This window comes from Pseudoduganella sp. GW821-FHT12E03, assembly GCF_058807115.1.
Map to the genome: position 1 here is coordinate 28,420 of NZ_JBXAQJ010000021.1, position 21,871 is coordinate 50,290.

The window sequence follows — 21,871 nt, forward strand, 5'->3', positions numbered from 1 at the left end:
GCCCGGGGTATTTGACGTCCGGGCACGGTATCGCGGGCCGTCCGTCAGCACCATATTCCCCCAGTGGTTGATTCAATAGTTAGGTCTGGTTATGTCCAACGTTCCCGAATTTAAAGATCTGCTCGATCTGCTGAGTTATCGCGCCGCACAGGCGCCGCAGGAGACCGCATACGTCTTCCTGCCGGACGGTGAAGGGGTGCCTGAAAAGGTGACCTACAGCGAACTCGACGCCAAAGCAAGATGTGTCGCAGCGCATTTGCAGGGCGGCCGGAACCCGCGGTCGCAGCCGGTCCTGCTGCTGCTTCAGCCGGGGATGGACTACATCAGCGCCTTCTTCGGGTGCCTGTACGCGGGGGCCATTCCGGTACCGGCCTATCCGCCCACCAGCGCCCGGCACCTGGCGCGCTTGCAGGCCATCGTCGACGACGCGGGCGCGCATGCGGCCATCACGGCCGGCGCGGACTTGCAGCGGATTGAAAAACTGCGCGACCGCGCACCCCGGCTTTCCATCACCGATTGGTATGTGCTCGATGCGCTGCCGCCGCAGCCGGGGCAATGGCGCGATCCCGGCATTGCCGGCGACACGCTCGCGTTCCTGCAATACACGTCGGGCTCCACCGGCAACCCAAAAGGGGTCATGGTCAGCCATGGCAATTTGCTGCACAACCTGGCGCTCATCGGCGGCGCCATCGGGATGCGGGAATCGGACGTGACCGTCTCGTGGCTGCCCCCATATCACGACTTCGGCCTGATCGGTGCCATACTCTATCCCCTATATGCGGGCCATCGCTGCATCCTGATGCGCCCCGCATCGTTCCTGCTCACGCCGTACCGGTGGCTGAAGGCCATCAGTGAATATCGCGGCACCATCGCCTGTGCACCCAACTTCGCCTACGACCTGTGCGTGCGTTCGGTGACGCCGGAGCAAAAGGCGACCCTGGACCTGGGCAGCTGGCGCATCGTTTCCAACGGCGCCGAGCCGGTTAGGCTGGAAACCCTGCGCAACTTGCGCGACACCTTCGCAGACTGCGGCTTGCTGCCGCAATCGATTGTGCCGGGTTACGGGCTGGCGGAATCCACGCTGCTGGTATCGGCCGTGCAAGGGACGCAGCCCGGCCGGCTGGCAACCCACCTGCATGTTTCAAAGGCTGCGTTACAACGGCAATGCATCGAACCGGGCGCCGACGGGGACGATACGGTGCCGCTGGTTAGTGTCGGCAGGATTCTGCCGCACTACCGGGTTGCCATGGTCGACCCGGACACCTTGCAGCGCTGCGCCGACAACCGTGTCGGGGAATTGTGGGTGCAGGGGCCATGTGTCGCCCAAGGGTACTGGAACCGTCCGGAAGCGACGCAGTCGGTCTTCCTCGCCCATATCGCAGGGGACGGCGACGGACCGTACCTGCGGACCGGCGACCTTGGTTTCCTGCACGAAGGCGAGCTGTACATATGCGGACGGCTGAAAGACTTAATCATCGTCAACGGCCGGAATATTTACCCGCAGGATGTCGAGAATGCCTCGTTCACGTCACACGGCAGCCTGCGGACCGACGGGGCCATCGCCTTCGGCGCGATGGACGGACAGGGAGAACGGCTGGTGGTGGTCCAGGAAATGGATTTCCGGCAGGCTGCTGACGAAATGCTGTTTGGCACGATCGCCAATGCGATCGCGGAACAGGCCGGCCTGCCGCCGGACACCATCGTCCTGGTCAAAGCGGGCCAGATTCCCCGCACGTCCAGCGGCAAGGTGCAGCGCCAGCTGTGCAAGGCGATGTTCGGGCGCGGCGAGTTGCCAGTCCTGGCCCGCTGGGACCGGCCGCTGCGGCCGCCTGCCGGCGTGGCCCCATCCCATGCGCCAGCGCCGGCCGGCCGTGGCGCCGGCGCGCTGGCGGCCCTGCTGGGCGACAAGCTCGCGCAGCGGCTCGGACTTTCACCGGCGGTGATCGACCCTGCGCAGCCGTTTGCCGCCTACGGGCTCGATTCGATCGCGGCCGTACAACTGGCGGGGGAGCTGTCGGACGCACTGCAATGCGCCATTGCCCCGACTGTCTTCTGGGAGCACCCGTCGATCGCACAGCTGGCGCGGTTCCTGTCCGGCGAACCGGCCGTGCCGGCGCACGCGGGGGCGCCTGCGGCGCCGCAGGCGGGCGCTGATGAACCGATCGCCATCATCGGCATGAGTTGCCGGTTCCCTGGCGCCAACGATATCGACTCGTTCTGGAAGCTGCTGCAGCAGGGCGCAACGGCGACCGGCGCCCCCGCGCCCGCACGCGTGGCGGCACAGACCTTCATGCGCTCAGAACACGGCGCGCCCCATGTCAACATGGCGGGCTTTCTTGACCAGGTCGACCAGTTCGACGCGCAGTTCTTCGGTATTTCTCCGCTGGAAGCGGCCAGCGTCGATCCGCAACAGCGCCTGGTGCTGGAAGTCGCTTGGGAAGCGCTGGAAGACGCCGGCATCGCGGCGGCCCGCATCGCGGGCACCCACACCGGCGTATTTGTCGGCATCTCCACCCACGACTACGAAGCCCTGCAGGCCGCCGCGCAAGGGCCGACGCTGTATGGCGCTGCGGGCAGCGCCGCCAGCATCGCGGCCAACCGACTGTCTTACCTGCTGGACCTGCACGGGCCCAGTGTCGCCGTCGACACCGCGTGCTCGTCCTCGCTGGTGGCGGTACACCTGGCTTGCCAGAGCCTGCGCTGCGGTGAATCAGCGCTGGCGCTCGCGGGCGGGGTCAATCTCATCCTGTCACCCAACCTTGGCATTGCGTTCGCCGGTGCCGGCATGCTGTCCCCGGATGGCCTGTGCAAGTCCTTCGACGCTGCCGCCGACGGTTACGTACGTGGCGAAGGCTGCGGAATCGTGGCGCTCAAGCGGTTGTCGGACGCGCTGCGCGATGGCGACCCGATCCGCTCCGTTATCCGTGGTTCCGCCATCGGACAGGATGGTCGCAGCAACGGTCTGACCGCGCCCAATGGCGCCGCCCAGGCAGACGTGGTGCGCCGTGCGCTCGACGATGCCGGCGTACCGGCGGCCAGCATCGGCTACCTGGAAGCGCATGGCACCGGAACCGCGCTGGGCGACCCGATCGAATTGCGTGCCTTGACGGATGTCCTGCTGCCCGGCCGCGCCGACGGCCAGCACTGCTACATCGGCACGGTCAAGACCAACATCGGACACCTGGAGGCTGCGGCCGGCATCGCCGGCCTGATCAAGGCTTCGCTCGCCGTGCAGCATGCGGCGGTGCCGGCGAACCTGCACTACCGTACGCCAACCCCGCATTGCCCGCTGGAGGGCATGCCGCTGGCCATCCCGACCCGCCTGCAGCCCTGGCTTCACGCGAGGCCGCGGCGCGCCGGCGTCAGCTCGTTCGGATTCGGCGGCGCGCTGGCGCACGCCGTGTTGCAACAGGCGCCGCAAGCAGCGCCGACGGACGCCGGCTGGCCATGGCAGCTGCTGTCCTTGTCGGCGAAAACCGAAGCGGCATTGGACGCGTCCGCAGACAGGCTGGCAGCCGGCATCAAAGCGTGCGCCGGCGTCAGTCTGGCCGACATTGCCTACACGCACCAAACCGGGCGCAACGCGTTTGCATGGCGCGGCATGCTGGTCTGCGGCGGTGCCGACGCCAGCGACGCCGCCGCGCACCTGCTGGCCACGCGTGCGCCGGGCCGCTTCCTGGCGGCGCAGATGCCTGCGCGGGTACCGCCGGTGTACTTCCTGTTTCCCGGCCAAGGGGCGCAGGAGCCGGGCATGGCACGGGAGCTGTACCAGCATTTGCCGCTGTTCCGGGAAACCGTCGATCAATGCGCGGCGATCGTACAGTGCCAGAGTGGCATTGACATGCACCACCTGCTGGGGCTGGCCGAGGCCGACGAGGGACTATCCGCCGCGCTGCTTCAGCAAACCCGGCATGCCCAGCTTGCGCTGTTCATCGTGGAATACGCGCTGGCGCAGCTGTGGATGCGTTGCGGAATCCAGCCCGCGGCCATGATCGGACACAGTTTGGGCGAATACGTGGCGGCATGCCTGGCCGGCGTGTTCTCACTGGACGATGCCCTGGCCCTGGTCGCGGCGCGCGGCGCACTGATGCAGCAGCTTCCCGGCGGCGTGATGCTGAGCGTCAGCCTGGGCGAGGCGCAGGTCGCACGTTACCTGGACCACGGCATTGCGCTGGCGGCTGTCAACGGCCGCCAGCGCTGCGTCGTGTCCGGTGCGCAAGAGGCCGTGCTGGCCCTGGAGCAGACACTGAGCGGGGAGGGCGTACCGCACCGCCGCCTGGCCACGTCGCACGCCTTCCATTCGCACATGATGGACCCGGCGCTCGATCCATTCGCCCGGATCGTGGCCGGCTTCACGCTGCGCGCGCCAACATTCGGCTTCCTGTCCAACCTCACCGGCACCTGGATTACAGAAAGCGAAGCGACTTCCCCGGCCTACTGGGTGCGCCATTTGCGCGAGCCGGTCCGCTTCGCGCAAGGCCTGGATACCCTGGCGGAACGCAGCGGCACCGACCAGGCGGTGCTGCTGGAAGTGGGACCGGGCCGGGCGCTTGCCACGTTGGCCCGGCAGTACGCCAACGCCACCGGCCGCCGCTGGTCGACGTTGCCATCGCCGGGCGCGGAACCGGCCGGCGCTTCGCAGCTGGCGCAATACCTGGCCACGCTCGGCCAGCTGTGGCTGACGGGGCAGGACATCGACTGGACGGCGGTCTATGCCGGCCAGGCACGGCGCCGGGTGCACCTGCCGACCTACCCGTTCGAACGCGAGCGGCATTGGATCGAAGCCGCTCCTGCCGCCGTTTCAACCGGCGTGCGGGAGCTGGATGCGCCGCCGCCATCGATGGAGCCGGTGCCGTCCATCGCCGCCGTGGAGCGCGAGATCTGTGCCATCGTGGCCGAACTGTTACGCATCGACCCTGGCAAAATCAGTGCGCAGACGCCGCTGCTGGAACTGGGGGCCGATTCGCTGATCCTGGTCCAGGCCATCGGCAGGATCAAGAAGCAGTTCGGGATCACTGTCACGATCCGCCAGCTGTTCGAGGAATTGACGACGATTTCCGCACTGGCCGCATTCATCGGCTCGCAGACCGGCGTTGCGTCGCCGGCGCCATCCGCCACAGCGACCGCCACAGCCGCTCCCGGACCAGGCGATGCGGGCGTCGTCCCGTCCTCTGTCCCCGCCCAACATGCGGCGGCCTCGCCGCTCGAACGCATCATTGTGCAGCAGATCGAGGGGCTGGCGCAGTTGACGCGTCAGACCACCCAGGTGCTGTTGCAGCAGCTCGATGCCTTGAAGCAGGATGGCCACGCGCCGGTGGCGCGAGTCGCTGAGCGCAACAAAGCCGTATCCAGGCCGGCGCAATTCGATCCGTATGCGCAATTGACACCGCGGCAGGCGGCATATCTCCGGCAGTTCGTGCAGCGCTTTGCCGCGCGCACCCGGAACTCGAAGGAGTTGACGGTCCGGCACAAGCCGGTACACGCCGACTACCGGGCGCAGGCGGGCTTCCGCTTCTCCGCCAGCGACCCGGTGCTGCCGCTCACGCTGCATGAACTGTTCTACCCGATCGTCTCGGAACGCGCCGAGGGTTCCCGCATCCAGGACGTTGACGGCAACGAATACGTCGACCTGACGATGGGCTTTGGCGTGCATTTGTTCGGCCACGGTCCCGATTTCATCCAGCAGGCGCTGCAGCGCCAGATGCAGTTGGGCATGCAGATTGGTCCGCAGTCGCCACTCGCCGGTGAAGTCGCCCAACTGGTGCATGAATTGACCGGCATGGAACGGGTAGCATTCTGTAACTCAGGAACGGAAGCGGTGATCCTGGCGCTGCGCCTTGCGCGCACCGCGACCGGCCGCGGCAAGTTTGTCATGTTTAACGGGTCTTACCATGGCTGGTCGGATGGATCGCTGGTGGGCGTGGACATTGAACAAGGCGGCGATGGCGCTGCCGCGCCGCTGATGCCGGGATTGACGCCGGGGATTGAACAGCATGCGCTGGTGCTGGAATATGGCGAGGCGGAATCGCTCGACATCATCCGCCGTCATGGGCATGAACTGGCGGCGGTGCTGGTCGAACCCGTGCAGGGACGCCACCCAGAGCTGCAGCCGCGCGAGTTCCTGCAACAGTTGCGCGCGCTGACCAGTGAACTGGGCATCACTCTGATTTTCGACGAGATGATCACCGGCTTCCGTCTGCATCCGGGCGGCGCGCAAGCCATCTTCGGCGTCAGCGCGGACATCGCTACCTATGGCAAGGCGGCCGGCGGCGGCATGCCGCTGGGCATGGTGGCGGGACAGGCCCGCTACCTCGATGCGGTCGACGGCGGACGCCGCAACAGCGCGGATGGACGCGCTTCCGTCGCTGCGACCTTCTTTGCCGGCACGTTCAGCAAGCATCCGCTGACGATGGCGGCGGCGCGCGCCGTGCTCGGCATGATGAAGCAGGAAGGACCTGCGTTGCAGGAACGGCTGACACAGCGTACCACCGCCCTGGTCGGCCGCATCAACGCGCTGTTCGCGCGCGAGCAGCTGTCCATGCACCTGGTGCAGTGCGGCTCCCTGTTCCGGCTGAACACCACGGGCAATCTCGATCTCTTCTGTTACCACCTGGTCGCACACGGCCTGTACGTATGGGAAGGACGCAACATGTTCCTTTCCACCGCCCACAGCGATGCCGACCTCGACTTGATTTACAACGCTTTTGAAGCCAGCGTGCAAGACCTGCGGGACGGCGGCTTCCTGCCGCCGCCTCCGCCGGGCGGCAAGGCCCGTGAACACGGCCTGGCACTGACGCCGGCCCAACAAGGCATCTGGCTCGAGTGCCGGCTCAATGCCGAATCCTCGCTGGCCTACCACACCCATGTCGGCTTGCGGTTGACCGGACCGGTCAACGCGACGCTGTTGCAAAGCGCCTTGCAGCAGGTCGTCAAGCGCCATGACGCGTTGCGCACCGTGATCGATGCCGGCGGCGAACGGCAGCGGATTCTGCCCGGGCTGGACGTCGACCTACCGGTGGTGTCGTGCGCGCATTCCGGCGACCCGGCGGCCGAGGTCCGGCGCTGGCTGGCCGACGACAGCCAGCGTCCGTTCGACCTCGAGCGCGGGCCATTGCTGCGGGCCGCCCTGTTGCACGAGGGCGAGCAGCGGTACCTGCTGTCGCTCACTGTGCATCACGTCGTCAGCGACGGGATTTCCGATGCCTTACTGGTCAGTGAACTGGCGGATATGTACAGCGCACTGTGCAGGAATGCGCCGCCGGCGCTGCCGGCCGCCGAACCGTTGCCGGACTACGTGGCACAACGTCTGGCGTATCTGGACAGCGAGCAGTTCCGCCAGGACGAGGCGTACTGGATGGCCAGGTTTGCCGAGCTGCCCGCGCCGCTGGCGCTGCCGACCGACCGTCCGCTGCACCGCCAATCGTCACTGCGCGCGGCGCGCAGGCACCTCACGATCGGCGACGCCCGCTACCAGCAATTGCTGCAATTGGGCCATCAGTACGGTTGCACGCTGTTCATGACACTGATGGCAGCCACTTCGGTGCTGTTGCAGCGGCTGACCCAGCAGGACGACCTGGTCATCGGCATTCCTGTCGCGGTTGGACGGCCTGACGCAACCCACCTGGTGGGCTGCACCCTGAACGTGGTGCCGGTTCGCTGCCGGCCCCGGGCGGAAACCCGTTTTTCCGATTATCTCGCCGAGATGAAAACGTCCCTGGTGGCGGCCTATCTCCATGCGGATTATCCGTTTACGCTGCTGACGCGCAAGCTTGGCCAGCACCATGACCTGCACCGCAGGCTGCTGGCGCCCGTCATCTTCAACCTGGACCGCGCACTGGACATGCCCGGTTTCGGCGGTCTGGAGACGGCGTTGGCGGAAAGCCCGATGAGCTACGGGCTGGACGACCTGTCGATCGACATCACGCAGTTGCCGGGGCAACTGGCCGTGAAGTTCCAATACAGTACCGACCTGTTCGACGCTGCGACGATCGAGAGGATGGCCGGGCATTTCGAACGGCTGCTGGATGAGGTCATGGCAGATCCGGAACGCCCGATCGGCGCGCTGGCGGTGCTGGGCGAACAGGAGCGGCAGCGTATGCTGGTGGAGTGGAATGCCACGTCCCGGCAGTATGGGGGACCGCGGACCATCCAGGCATGGTTCGAAGCGCAGGTGGAACGCGCGGGACAGCAGGTGGCGCTGGTGTTTGAGGGCAGCGAGCTGACCTACGCGGCGCTCAACACCCGGGCCAACCGGCTGGCGCACCGCCTGCGCGAACTGGGCGTGGGACCGGATGTGTTGGTGGGGATTTGCGCCGAGCGTTCGCTGGAAATGGTGGTGAGCCTACTGGGCGTGCTGAAGGCCGGCGGTGCTTACCTGCCGCTGGATCCGGGCTACCCGGCACAGCGCTTGGCCTACATGCTGGAGGACGCCAAACCGGCGGTGCTGCTGACGCAGTCGCATCTGCTGGCGGCCTTGCCGTCGGCGGGCCGGACCACGCTGTGCCTGGACGACGAGGCGGCGTGGGCGGACCGCGACGGCGGCAACCCGGCGCCACTGGCGCGGCCGGAACACCTGGCCTACGTGATTTACACCTCGGGCTCGACCGGACGCCCCAAGGGCGCGGGGATTCCACAGGCGGGCATTGTCAACCGACTGCAATGGATGCAGGAACAGTATGGTTTGCAGGCGGGCGAGCGCGTGCTGCAGAAGACGCCGTTCAGCTTCGACGTGTCGGTATGGGAGTTTTTCTGGCCGCTGACGACGGGGGCGACCCTGGTGGTGGCCAAGCCTGGGGGGCACCAGGACGTGACGTACCTGGCGCGACTGATCGAAACGCAAGGGGTCACGACAGTGCACTTTGTACCGCCCATGCTGGAAGTGTTCCTGGCAACGGCGGAGCTGCACCGCTGCGCGCCGTTGCGGCGCGTGGTGTGCAGCGGACAGGTGTTACCGCCTGAGCTGCAGCAACGTTTCCTGGCGCAGTTGCCAGGCGTGGAATTGCATAATTTGTACGGGCCGACGGAGGCGTCGGTCGATGTCAGCCACTGGCGGTGCGGAACGGACACGCCATCGGCCAGTGTGCCGATCGGCCAGCCGATCGCCAACATGCAGCTCTACGTGCTGGACCGGCAATTGCAGCCGGTGCCGGTGGGCGTGACCGGGGAGTTGCACATTGCCGGGATCGGTCTGGCGCGGGGATACCTGGGGCGCGGCGGGTTGACGGCCGAGCGGTTCATCCCGAATCCGTTTGGCGCGGCCGGCAGCCGCATGTACAAGACCGGTGACCTGGTGCGGTATTTGCCGTGCGGGGCGATCGAATACCTTGGGCGCATGGATGACCAGGTGAAGATCCGGGGCTTGCGGATCGAGCTGGGGGAAGTGGAAGCGGCGCTGAAGGCGCAGGCCGGCGTGCGCGACGCGCTGGTGCTGGCGCGCGAGGACGTGCCTGGCGAAAAGCGGCTGGTGGGGTATGTGCTGGCGCAGGACAGCGCGCCCGACATGGAGGAGCTGCGCCTGACGCTGGCCCGGACGTTGCCGGAATACATGGTCCCGGAGCACGTCATCAGCCTGGCGCAGTATCCATTGAGCCCCAATGGCAAGATTGACCGTAAGGCCTTGCCCGCACCCGTCGTGGCGCCTGCCGAAGGCGGGTACGTTTCCCCGCGCAGCCAGAGCGAGGCAACGCTGGCCCGCATCTGGGCAGAGGTGCTCGGACAGGACGGGATCGGCGTGCACGACAATTTCTTCGCGCTTGGCGGCCAGTCCTTGCTGGCGGTCCGGCTCATCGAGCGCATCCGGGCCGAAGGCATGCAGGCCGATGCCCGTCAGCTGTATGCCGCCCCGACAGTGGCGGCGCTGGCGCTGGCCGTGGACGGCGGACTGCGGGAGGCCGACGTGCCGCCGAACGGCATTCCCGACGGCAGCCAGTCGCTTTCTCCCGAGATGCTGACCCTGGCGCCGCTCACGGCGAATGAAGTGGCGCACATTGTCCAGGCAGTTCCGGGCGGCGCGCCGAATATACAGGACATCTATCCATTGACGCCGCTGCAGGAAGGCATCTGGTTCCACCACCTGGTCAGCCAGGAGAGCGACGCCTACGTGATGGGCACGGTGCTGGCGCTGGACACGCGCGAACGCCTCGATGCCTTCGTCGCGGCGCTGCAGGTGGTCATCGGGCGGCACGACATCCTGCGCACGGCGGTGCTGTGGGAGGGCCTGGCGGCGCCCGTGCAGGTGGTATGCCGGCATGCGCCGATGGCGCTGGAGGAAATCACAGCCGACGCCGGACAGGACGACCTGGCCGGGCTGCTGCGCGACCGCCACGCGTCCGGGCTTTACCGCCTGGACATCCGTTCCGCACCGCTGATGCGTGGCTTCGCCGTCTTCGACCAGGCCCAGGGGCGCTGGCTGCTGCAGGTCCTGGTGCATCACCTGGTCTGCGATCATGCGGCGCTGGAGTTACTGATGGAGGAAATCCGCGTGATCCTGGACGGCCACGCCCGGCAACTGCCGCAGGCGCTGCCGTTCCGCAATTTCGTGGCCCAGGTGCGCCGTGGCATGCGGGACGCGGAGCACCAGGCGTTCTTCAGCAGAATGCTGGCCGGCGTGGACAGTTCCACCGCGCCGTTCGGCCTGCTTGATGTCCAGGGCGACGGCTCGGCGGTCACGGAGGTGCGTCGCACCATCGACCCGCTGCTGGCGGGCCGGATCCGCGAGCAGGCACGCCGCCACCATGCCAGCGCCGCCAGCCTGATGCATCTTGCCTGGGCCCGGGTACTGGCCAAGGTGTCGAACCAGCACGATGTGGTGTTCGGCACCGTCCTGCTGGGACGGATGCAGGGGAGAGCGGGCGGCGACCGCATGTTGGGCCTGTTCACCAATACCCTGCCGATACGTATCACGATCGGCGCGGAAGGCGTGGCGGACTGCCTGCGCGCCACCCATGCCTTGCTCAGTGAACTGTTCGCGCACGAGCAGGCCCCGCTGGCGCTTGCACAACGCTGCTGCGCCGTGGCGCCGGGCGTGCCGCTGTTTTCAGCGCTGCTAAACTACCGCCACACCCCCGGCGGCAGCGCCACCACGGGTTGGGACGGGGTAAGCGTGCTGAGCGAGGACGAGCGGACCAACTATCCTGTCGCGATGTCGGTCGATGATTTCGGCGCCGGGTTTGAACTGGTGGCGCAGGTGGTGGACGCGGCGCAGGCAGGCGCTTTGTGCGACTACCTGCACACCACGCTGGAGCGGCTGGTCGACGCGCTGGAGCAGGCGCCCGGCACCGCCCTCGAACGCGTCGACATCCTGCCCGCCGCCGGGCGGGAACGCCTGCTGGTGGAGTGGAATGCCACGTCCCGGCAGCATGGGGGGCCGCGCATGGTCCATGCACTGTTTGAAGCCCAGGCGGAACGCGCCGGGCAGCGGGTGGCACTGGCGGCTGACGGCGGCGAACTGACCTACGCGGCGCTCAACACGCGGGCCAACCGGCTGGCGCACCGCCTGCGCGAGCTGGGCGTGGGACCGGATGTGCTGGTGGGAATGTACGCCGAGCGTTCGCTGGCGATGGTGGTGGGCCTGTTGGCCGTGCTGAAGGCTGGCGGCGCCTACCTGCCGCTGGACCCTGCCTACCCGGCGCAGCGCCTGGCTTATATGCTGGACGACGCCAGGCCGGCGGTGCTGCTGACGCAGTCGCACTTGCTGGCGGCCTTGCCGCAGGTGGGCATGGCCACGCTGTGCCTGGACGACGGGGCGGCGTGGGCGGACCGCGACAGCGGCAATCCGGCGCCGCTGGCGCGGTCGGATCACCTGGCGTATGTCATCTATACGTCCGGCTCCACCGGGCGCCCAAAAGGAGTGGCTGTGGGCCACGCGGCCGTGGTGAACTTCCTGCACAGCATGGCGGAAGCGCCGGGCATGGGCGCGACGGACGTACTGCTGAACGTGACGTCGCCGTCGTTTGACATCGCGGCACTGGAATTGTTCCTGCCGCTGGCCTGCGGCGCGCGGACCGTGCTGACCAGTCGCGAACAGGCCGCCGACCCCTTGCGGCTGGCGGCCCTGATCGAGACGCACGGCGTCACCGTCATGCAGGCGACCCCGTCGACCTGGCGCATGCTGGTCGATGCGGGGCAGCCGGTACGGCTGGCGGGGCTGAAGGTACTGTGCGGCGGCGAAGCGCTGCCGCACAGCCTTGCGGCGGCACTGCTGGAACAGACCCAGGCCATCTGGAACCTGTACGGCCCCACGGAAACCACGATCTGGTCGGCGCTTCATTGCATCACGCCGCAGGCGGGACGGCCGCTGGTCGGCCGTCCGATCGCCAACACCCGCATCTATATTGTGGACGGGGATTTCGAGCCGGTTCCGGCCGGGGTTGCGGGAGAACTCTGCATTGCCGGTGACGGCCTGTCGCGCGGCTACCTGGGCCGCCCGGACCTGACCGCCGAGCGCTTCGTCCCTGATCCGTTCGCGGCGGGCGGTGCGCGCATGTACCGCACAGGCGACCTCGCGCGCTTCACCACCGACGGCAACATCGAATACCTAGGGCGGATCGACAACCAAGTCAAGTTGCACGGTTTCCGGATCGAGTTAGGCGAGATCGAGGCGGCGCTGTGCGCCCAGCCCGGCGTGCGCGAAGCGCTGGTGCTGGTCCGCGAAGAGGCTGCCGGCAACAGGCGGCTGGTCGCCTACGTGGTGCCGCACGGCGCGCAAGGGACATCGGAGGACACCATCGGCGCCTGGCGCGCCGCGCTGGCGTTGACGCTGCCCGAGTACATGGTGCCGCGCCACTATGTGGTGCTGCCGCGTTTCCCGCTGACCCCGAACGGCAAGATCGACCGCAACGCATTGCCGGCGCCGGACAACCTGCGCAGCGATGCCGGCTATGCCGCGCCGCGCGACGCGACGGAAGAAACCCTGGCGGCCATTTGTGCGGACCTACTGCAGCTCGGCAAGGTGGGCATCCATGACAATTTCTTCGCCCTTGGCGGCCATTCGTTGCTGGCCACGCAGATGACGTCGCGCATCCGCAAGGAGTTCGGCGTCAACCTGCCGGTGCGGGCGCTGTTCGAAACCGCCACGGTGGCTGAACTGGCCGAGCGTGTCGGCAATTTGCTGAAGCTGCTGCACGAGCCCGCCGTAACGGGGAACGGCGGCCTGGAAGAGATCGAATTTTGACGTTAGACATTGGCAGAACAAAATTATGAACCTGGAAAAATTCCTTGTAGCACTTAAAGACTTGGGCGTGACGCTCACCGTGCAGGATGGCAAGCTGCGCAGCCAGGGCGTCAAAGGCGCGTTGACGCCGGAACTGCAGGCCACCATCCGCGAGCACAAAGACGAGATCATCGAACTGCTCTCGAACGTCTTTGGCATGTGGGAGCACGCGCTGGAGATCGAGCGCGCCGACCGGAACCGGCCGCTGCCACTGTCGTTTGCCCAGCAGCGCCTGTGGTTCATCGACCAGTTCGAGCCGGGAAGTTCCGCCTACAACATGGCCTCGGCCGTACGGCTGAGCGGCGAGCTCGATGTTGCCGCGCTGATGGCCGCGTTGAACGAGATCGTCAGGCGCCATGAAGTATTGCGCACCACGTTTGCCGCGCACGATGGCACCCCCATGCAGGTCATCGCGCCATCCCTGGCGCTCCCGATTCCTATCAAGGACCTGTCGGACACGCCGCATGGCGAGCAGGAGGCCCAGGTGCAGTGGCTGGCGCTCGATGAGTCCCGCACGCCGTTCGACTTGCAGGCCGGACCATTGATTCGTGCCCGCTTGGTCAAGCTGGCCGCCGAGGAACACTTGCTGCTGTTCACCATCCACCATATCGTGGCCGACGGCTGGTCCATGGGCATCCTGGTGCAGGAGCTGGCGGCGCTGTACCGTGCCGACCCGCAGCGCGCGCCGCTGGCCGAACTTGCCATCCAGTATGCGGACTTTGCCAGCTGGCAGGGCACCCGCTTCGATGCAGAGGCGCTGCGCACGCAGCTGCGCTATTGGACCAACAAGCTGGAAGGCGCGCCGACCTTGCTGGCGTTGCCCACCGACCGTCCGCGCCCCGCCGTGCGCAGGCAGGCGGGGGCCACGCACCGGTTCCCCATTGCCGCCGCGACGACCGCGGGACTGTACGCGTTGAGCAGCAGCGCGCAGGCCACCCTGTTCATGACCCTGGCGGCCGCCTTCAACGTGCTGCTGGCCCGCTACACGGGCCAGGACGATATCTGCCTTGGCACGGCCATCGCCAACCGCAACCGTACCGACCTGGAGCCGCTGATCGGCCTGTTTGCCAACACGCTGGTGCTGCGCACCCGGATCGAGGGCAACCCGAGCTTCAGCGACGTGCTGCGACAGGTGCGCGGCACGGCGTTCGAAGCCTATACCCACCAGGACTTGCCGTTCGAGCAGTTGATCGACGCCTTGAAGGTACCGCGCAGCACCAGCCATGCCCCGCTGTTCCAGGTCAGCTTCGTGCTGCAGAACACGCCGATGGGGGCGCTCGAACTGCCGGGCCTGCGGCTGCAACCGGTCGAGATTGCCGGGACTTCAGCCAAATTCGACCTGGCGCTGACCGTCACGGAAGGGGCCGGGACATTGGACGCGGCGCTGGAATATGACGTCGACCTGTTCGACCGCGCCACGATCGAGCGCATGGCCGCGCATTTCACCCGTCTGCTGGACGGTATCGTGGCCCGGCCCGACAGCCCGGTACATGATTTGCCGCTGATGGACGCCGCAGAAACCGGGCGGCTGGTCGCGCTGGGCAGGCCCCGCGTTGCCGGCACCGCCGGCACCGCCGATGGCGCCGATGCAGCCTTGGCCTGGACCATCCACCGCGCCTTCGAAGCGCAGGCCGCCCGGACCCCCGGCCACGTGGCGTTGACCTGCGGCGATGAACAGGTCAGCTACGCCGAGCTGAATGCCCGCGCCAACCGGCTGGCGTATTTTCTGCTCGGCCAGGGCGTCGGTCCGGAAAGCCTGGTGGCGCTGTTCGTCGACAGGAGTGTCGACATGGTGGTCGCCTTGCTGGCGGTCCTCAAGGCGGGCGGTGCCTATCTGCCGCTCGACCCCGGCTATCCGCAGGACCGCCTTGCCTTCATGCTGGACGACGCCCGGCCGGCGCTGCTGTTGACGCAACAGCCGCTGGCGCACCGCCTGCCGGACCTTGGCGCCTGCGCCGCGCCGGTGGCCACGTACTGCCTGGACACCCAGGCGGCAGAATGGGAGGCATTGTCCACGGATAATCCCGACAGCGGCGTCGCGTCCGCCAACCTGGCCTACGTCATCTATACCTCCGGTTCCAGCGGCAAGCCCAAGGGCGTCGCGTTGCAGCACGACAATGTCCTGCGCCTGTTTGTGCAGACCGACGCCTGGTTCGGCTTCGATGCCGAGGATACCTGGAGCCTGTTCCACTCCTACGCCTTCGACTTTTCAGTGTGGGAAATGTGGGGCGCCCTGCTGCACGGCGGGCGGCTGGTCATCGTGCCGCTCGACGTGGCGCGTTCGCCGCAAGCGTTTTACGCCATGCTGGCGCGCGAAAAAGTCACTGTGCTGAACCAGACGCCGTCGGCCTTCCAGCAATTGATGGAAACCGCCCTGCAGCAGGACGCTGCACGTGCACTGTCGCTGCGGCATGTGATTTTCGGAGGCGAAGCCCTCAACCGCGCGGCGCTCGAACCGTGGTTCGCGGTGCACGGCTACGACCGTCCCGCGCTCGTCAACATGTACGGGATCACTGAAACCACCGTGCACGTGACATACCAGCGCCTGCAGGCCGCGATGCCGGCGCCGCGCTCGGTGGGCACACCGATTCCCGACCTGGGCGTGTATATCCTCGATGCCCGGTTGAATCCGGTTCCGGTCGGGGTGGCGGGCGAAATCCACGTGGCGGGCAGGGGTTTGGCGCGCGCCTACCTGAACCGTCCGGGCCTGACCGCCGAGCGGTTTATCCCGGACCCGTTTACCGGTGTGCCGGGCAGCCGTCTTTACAAATCGGGCGACCTGGCGCGCTACCTGCCGGATGGCGACATCGAATACCTGGGGCGTGCCGACAGCCAGGTGAAGCTGCGCGGATTCAGGATCGAGACCGGCGAGATCGAAGCCGCGCTGACCGGCCTGCCCGGCATCCGCGAGGCGCTGGTGCTGACGCGGCAAGACCATGGCGGGGAAACGACCCTGGTCGCCTACGTGGTGGCCGAGCGCGCCAATGGCGAAAGTAACCATGGCGGCGCGGCCGATGCGGGCCTCACCGCCGAGGTTGCGGATTTCCTGTGCAGGGATGCCGGCCGGGAACCCTGGTCGCCGGCCGGCCTGCGCCAGGCATTATTGGCGTACCTGCCCGACTACATGGTGCCGGCGCATTTTTGCCTGCTCGACGCTTTCCCGCTGACGGGCAACGGCAAGGTGGACCGCAAGGCATTGCCGGCGCCGGACGTGCAGCGCGCGGCGGGCGCGTACATGGCGCCCCGCACGCCTGTCGAACAGGCCGTGGCGCACATCTGGTGCGCGGTCCTCAAGCTCGACCAGGTCGGTGTGGAAGACAATTTCTTCGAGGTCGGCGGCCATTCGCTGCGCGCCACCATCGTCCTGGCGCACGTGAACCGGACGTTCGGCATCGATCTCGGGGTGCGCGCCCTGTTCGACGCGCCCACGGTCGCGGCACTGGCGCGGCAGGTGGAACAGGCGCAGCGGGGCAATGAACCCGGACGCGAATCTGGCACCGAAGCCGCGCGGGCCACCATCGGGCGGGTGGCGCCGGCCGCCGCCTATGCCATTTCGGCCGCGCAGCAGCGGATGTGGCTGTTGCACAAGCTAGACCCGCACAACACCGCGCACCATGGCTTGGCCTTGCTCGAACTGCCATCGGACATGGAGCGCGCGTCGGTCGAGCGCGCGATCAGCGCCATCGTCGAGCGGCACGAAGTCCTGCGCACCGTGTTCAGGGAAGGCGACGACGGTTTACCGCTGCAGGTGATCGAACCGGCGCGGCCGGTATCGCTGCAAGTAACCGCGCTGGCCTCGGACCAGCCGCTGCAGGCCCATATCAGGCAATTTGTGGCGCGCCCGTTCGATTTCGAACACGGGCCGCTGTTCCGCGCCGAGCTGCTCCACACGTGGGACGGCCGCTGGCTGCTGCTGTCATGCATGCACGAGGTGGTCGCGGACGGCAGCTCGACCGCCGTGCTGCAGCATGAAGTGCAGGAACTGTTGCGGGCCGACCTGCAGGGGCGCGCCCCGCGGCTGCCGGCGTTGCCGGTCCAATACAAGGACTTCGCCGCCTGGCAGAACGCCCTGTTGGGCGCGGAATCCGGCGATGCCGGCCGCCAGTACTGGCATGAACAGCTCGGCGCCACGATCCCCCGGCTGCAATTGCCGTTCGACGCCGCGCTGACGCCGTCGACGTCGAACCAGGGCGCCCGCTATCACTTCAGTGTTGCCGGGGAGACCTGGAACGGGCTGAAGTCGCTGTGCCGGGCCCGCAGCGTCACGCCGTTCATGTTCCTGCAAGCTTCGCTGTCGGTGCTGCTGTCGCGCCTGACCGGGCAGCGCGACATCGCGATGGTCACGCCGGTGGCGGGCCGCGATGCGGCCGAACTGCAACCGCTGATCGGTTTTTTCCTGAACACGCTGCTGCTGCGCACCCAGGTGGAGCCAGACGAGAGTTTCGCCGGTCTGCTGGAGCGGACCAGGGAAATGACGCTGCAAGCCCTGCAGTATCAGCACTATCCGTTCGAGCAATTGATCGAAGAGCTAAACCTGGCGCGCCCGGCCAACCAGTTCCCCGTGACGCCGGTGATGTTCAACGTGCTGAGCTTCCGCGACCAGGACACGCCGTACCGCGCGCCGCCGGCGGGGCATTGCCCGCTGGACCAGGACATGAAGATCGAACTGGAGCTGACCGCCCAGGAGCACGCCGATGCGCTGGCGCTCCAGTGCGATTACCGCAGCGCCCTGTTCAAGCCGGAAACCATCGAATACCTGATGCGGCAGTGGCAGGCGCTGATTGCACAGGCCGTGCTGGCGCCGCAGACCGGCGTCGCCGCCTTCGACCTGTTTGCCACGCCGCAGGCGCTGTCGCTGCAGTCACCTTACCTGCGCTTTGCCAGCGCGCTGCCGGCGCCCGCCGCGCCGGTGCCGGTCCTGGCGCGGCTGCACCAGGTGAGCTGCGCCACGCCCGATGCGGTGGCGCTCGAATGGCAGGGGCGGCAATGGTCGTATGCGCGCCTGGCCGCCGAGAGCAACCGCGTGGCGCGCCAGCTGCACGACCTGGGCATGGCGCGCGGCGAGGTTGTCGGTCTGCTGCTCGACGATCCGCTGGCCCACGTTGCGGCCGTCATCGGCACGATGAAGGCGGGCGGGGTGTTCGTCACGTTCGACGCCGCCGACCCGGCGGCCCGGCTGCAGGTGCTGGCCGAAGCGGCGGCGCCAGGCTGGTGGATCGTGGAAGCGTCTGCGGCCGATGCCATTGCCGGCATCGCGCACCAACTGGCCGAACCGCCGCGCGGCATTTGGATCGGGGACGCCGCGCCGCCGCCCGGATTTGCCGTGCTGGGCCAGTGTGCGGACGCCATCGACGTGCCGATCGCGCCGCAGGATCCGTGCTACATCTTCTTCACGTCGGGTTCAACCGGCAAGCCCAAGCCCATCCTGGGACAGGTGCAGAGCCTGGCGCACTTCATCGCCTGGGAGATCGACGCCTTCCAGCTGGATGCCACGTGCCGTGTCAGCCAGTTGACCGCGCCGACCTTTGACGCCTTCCTGCGCGACCTGTTCGTTCCGCTGTGCGCGGGCGGAACGTTGTGCCTGCCGCCGGCGCACCGCATCGCGCCCGACCAGCTGCTGCAATGGCTGGAACAGGCCGGCGTGACGCTGGTGCACTGCGTACCGTCGGTAGTGCGCAACATGCTGGCCTACCTGCGGCAGGAACCGGCATCGGCGCAGGGCGCGCGCCTGCCGGCGCTGCAGCGTATCTGCCTGTCCGGCGAAGTGGTGCTGCCGGCGACGGTGCAGGCGTGGCGCGACTGCTTCGGGCCGCGCATCGACCTGGTGAATTTCTATGGTGCCTCGGAAACCACCATGATCCGCTGCCATCACCGGATCACCGATGCCGATATCGCGCGCGGCTTCATGCCGGTCGGCAAGCCCATCGCCGATACCCTGGTGATCGTGCTCGATGCCGCCGGTCAGCCGTGCCCGGCGGGCACGCCGGGGGAAATCTTCATTCGTTCGCCATTCTTCAGCCTTGGCTACTACCGCAGCCCGGCGCTGACGGCGGCGGTGTTCATGCCGAACCCGCTGCGTCCTGGCACTGCCGAGCGGGTCTACCGCACCGGCGACATGGGCCTGTTCCTGCCGGACGGCAGCTTGCGTTTCCTGGGCCGCCGCGACAACCAGGTCAAGGTCAACGGGGTGCGCATCGAAATCGGCGAGATTGAAAATGCCCTGCTCAGTCATCCGCAGGTGGTGGAAGCGGCCGTCGTGCCGCACACCTCGAATGACGGCGCCACAACCCTGCACGCCTACGTCGTCACGAGCGGGGAACTGGCGGTGCCGTTGCGCGGCTTCCTGGCCGAACGCATGTCGGCCACCTCGATACCGCACAGCTTTACCGAACTCGAGTCGCTGCCGATGACGGGCAGCGGCAAGGTGGACCGCAAGGCGCTGAGCCAGCGCGAGCTGCCGGCGGGCGGCATGTCCGGCGCGGCCTATGTCGCGCCGGCAAATGCGACGGAAAATACCCTCATCGGCCTGTACGAGGACGTCCTCAAGCGCAGCAATGTCGGCGTGCATGACGATTTCTTCATGCTGGGCGGGCATTCGCTGCGCGCGCTGCTGCTGCTGTCGCGCATCCGCAATGCGTTCGGGGTCGAAGTGGCGTTGCGCATCCTGTTCGAGTCGCCGACGGTGGCGCAACTCGGGAAAGTCATCGATGGCCTGCTTGCCGCCACGGCGCAGCAGGACAGTGAAATGGAAAGCCTGCTGTCGGAAGTGCAAAGCGAACTGGCGTCCCTGATCGGGGCGGCCGGCCAGGACCAGCCATGAACTGACCCGCAACAAACCTGCGGCCGGTGCAATACGCCGCCGCAGAACTACCGCTCGGGAAAGCTCGGCAGAGCTTTCCCGCCCCCCTCTTTTATTCGCAGAGTTATGAAACCAGAAGAATTCGTCAATTTCTACAGCCGTCTATCGTTCAAGGAACAGGAGCTTGCCAGGCAACTGTTGGCCAGGAAGGGGATTGATTTTTCTTCGTTGCCGATCACGAAGCGGCCGCGCGACATGCCCCGGCTGGACATGTCCTTTGCACAGCAGAGGTTGTGGCTGCTGGACCGGCTCGATGGCGGATCGGCGGTTTACAACATCGCCCTGGCGATGCGCCTCACCGGGCAGCTCGATGCCGGTGCGCTTGGGCGCGCCCTGAACGACGTGATTGCGCGGCACGAAGTGCTGCGCACCACCTTTGCCATGGCCGGCGACACGCCGGTACAGGTGGTGGCCGCCAGGCTGGAACTGGAGCTGCCGGTGACCGACCTGCGCAACTGGCCCGAATCCGGGCGCGAGGCACGGGCCGCGCAGCTGGCGCAAAGCGCCGCGGCGGCCCCGTTCGACCTGGCCGCCGGCCCGCTGGTGCGCGCCAACCTGGTGTGCCTGGCCGACGACGAGCACATTGTCCTGTTCACGCTGCACCACGTGGTGTCCGACGGCTGGTCCGCAGGTGTGCTGTTCAACGAAGTCGCCGCGCTCTATGACGCGCATGTGCGCGGCGCGCCGTCGCCATTGCCGCCATTGCCGCCATTGCCGATCCAGTATGCCGATTATGCGCACTGGCAGCGGCAATGGCTGTCGGGTGACGTGCTGGACCGGCAACTGGCTTACTGGACCCGGCAATTGGCAGACGCGCCGGCGGTCCTGGCACTGCCGGCCGACCGTCCCCGTCCCAGGGTGCAAAGCCACTGTGGCGCCACGCTGCGGTTCGAGGTGCCTGGCGCCACGCTGGCCGGCTTGACCACGCTGGGCCGGCAGGCTTCCGCGACACTGTTCATGGTGCTGGCGTCGGCGTTTTATGTCTTGCTGGCGCGTTACAGCGGCCAACGCGACATTTGCATCGGCACGCCGGTGGCCAACCGCAACCGCCCGGAACTCGAGCCGCTGATCGGCTGCTTCGTCAATACGCTGGTGCTGCGCAGCGACGTCGACCTCGGCGCGTCGTTCCGGGCATTGCTGGAACAGGTGCGCGCCACGGCGCTGCTGGCCTATGCCCACCAGGACGTGCCTTTTGAGCAGCTGGTCGAAAACCTGAAGCTGGAGCGCCATGTCGGCCATGCGCCACTGTTCCAGGTGATGCTGGTGCTGCAAAACATGTCCCAGGGCGCGCTGGAAGTGCCGGGCCTGAGCATGCGGCCCATGGCGACCGACAACGCGACCGCCAAGTTCGACCTGATGCTCACGCTGATCGAGGAATCGGGACGGCTGGAAGCGGCTTTCGAATACTGCACTGACCTGTTCGACGCCGCGACGATCGAGCGCATGAGCGTGCATTTCAAGCGGCTGCTGGAAGAAATCGTGGCCGATCCGGAGCGTCCGGTCGGCGCGCTGGAGATGCTGCCGGCGGCGGAGCGGGAACAGGTGCTGCATGGCTGGAACGCCACGGACAGGGCATACCCGCAGGGCCATTGCCTGCACGGCCTGTTCGAGGCGCAGGTGGCGCGCGCGGGAGGCCAGGTGGCGCTGGTGTATGAGGGAAGCGAGTTGACGTACGAGGCGCTCAACACGCGCGCCAACCGGCTGGCGCACCGCCTGCGCGAGCTGGGCGTGGGGCCGGACGTGCTGGTGGGGATTTGCGCCGAGCGCTCGCTGGAGATGGTGGTGGGCCTGCTGGGCGTGCT

3 protein-coding genes are annotated in these 21,871 nt (G+C 67.3%); all 3 read left to right on the plus strand.

The window, feature by feature from the left end:
* Nucleotides 1-91 precede the first annotated feature (91 nt).
* A complete protein-coding gene (locus AC1RRC_RS32335; RefSeq protein ID WP_493059979.1) occupies nt 92-13,171 on the plus strand; it encodes an amino acid adenylation domain-containing protein in 13,080 nt (4,359 codons plus the stop codon).
* Nucleotides 13,172-13,196: 25 nt separating this feature from the next.
* The gene (locus tag AC1RRC_RS32340; RefSeq protein WP_493059980.1) at nt 13,197-20,030 is read left to right on the plus strand and encodes an amino acid adenylation domain-containing protein; all 6,834 of its coding nucleotides are present in this window, start codon (nt 13,197-13,199) and stop codon (nt 20,028-20,030) included.
* Between the two features lie 105 nt (nt 20,031-20,135).
* A partial coding sequence (locus AC1RRC_RS32345) for a condensation domain-containing protein (protein WP_493059981.1) occupies nt 20,136-21,871 on the plus strand: 1,736 nt, incomplete at its 3' end.

Excerpts from the sequence above, each read along its gene's own strand:
- AC1RRC_RS32340 (WP_493059980.1), top strand. The coding sequence starts at position 13,197 with ATGAACCTGGAAAAATTCCTTGTAGCACTTAAAGACTTGGGCGTGACG.
- AC1RRC_RS32335 (WP_493059979.1), top strand. The coding sequence starts at position 92 with ATGTCCAACGTTCCCGAATTTAAAGATCTGCTCGATCTGCTGAGTTAT.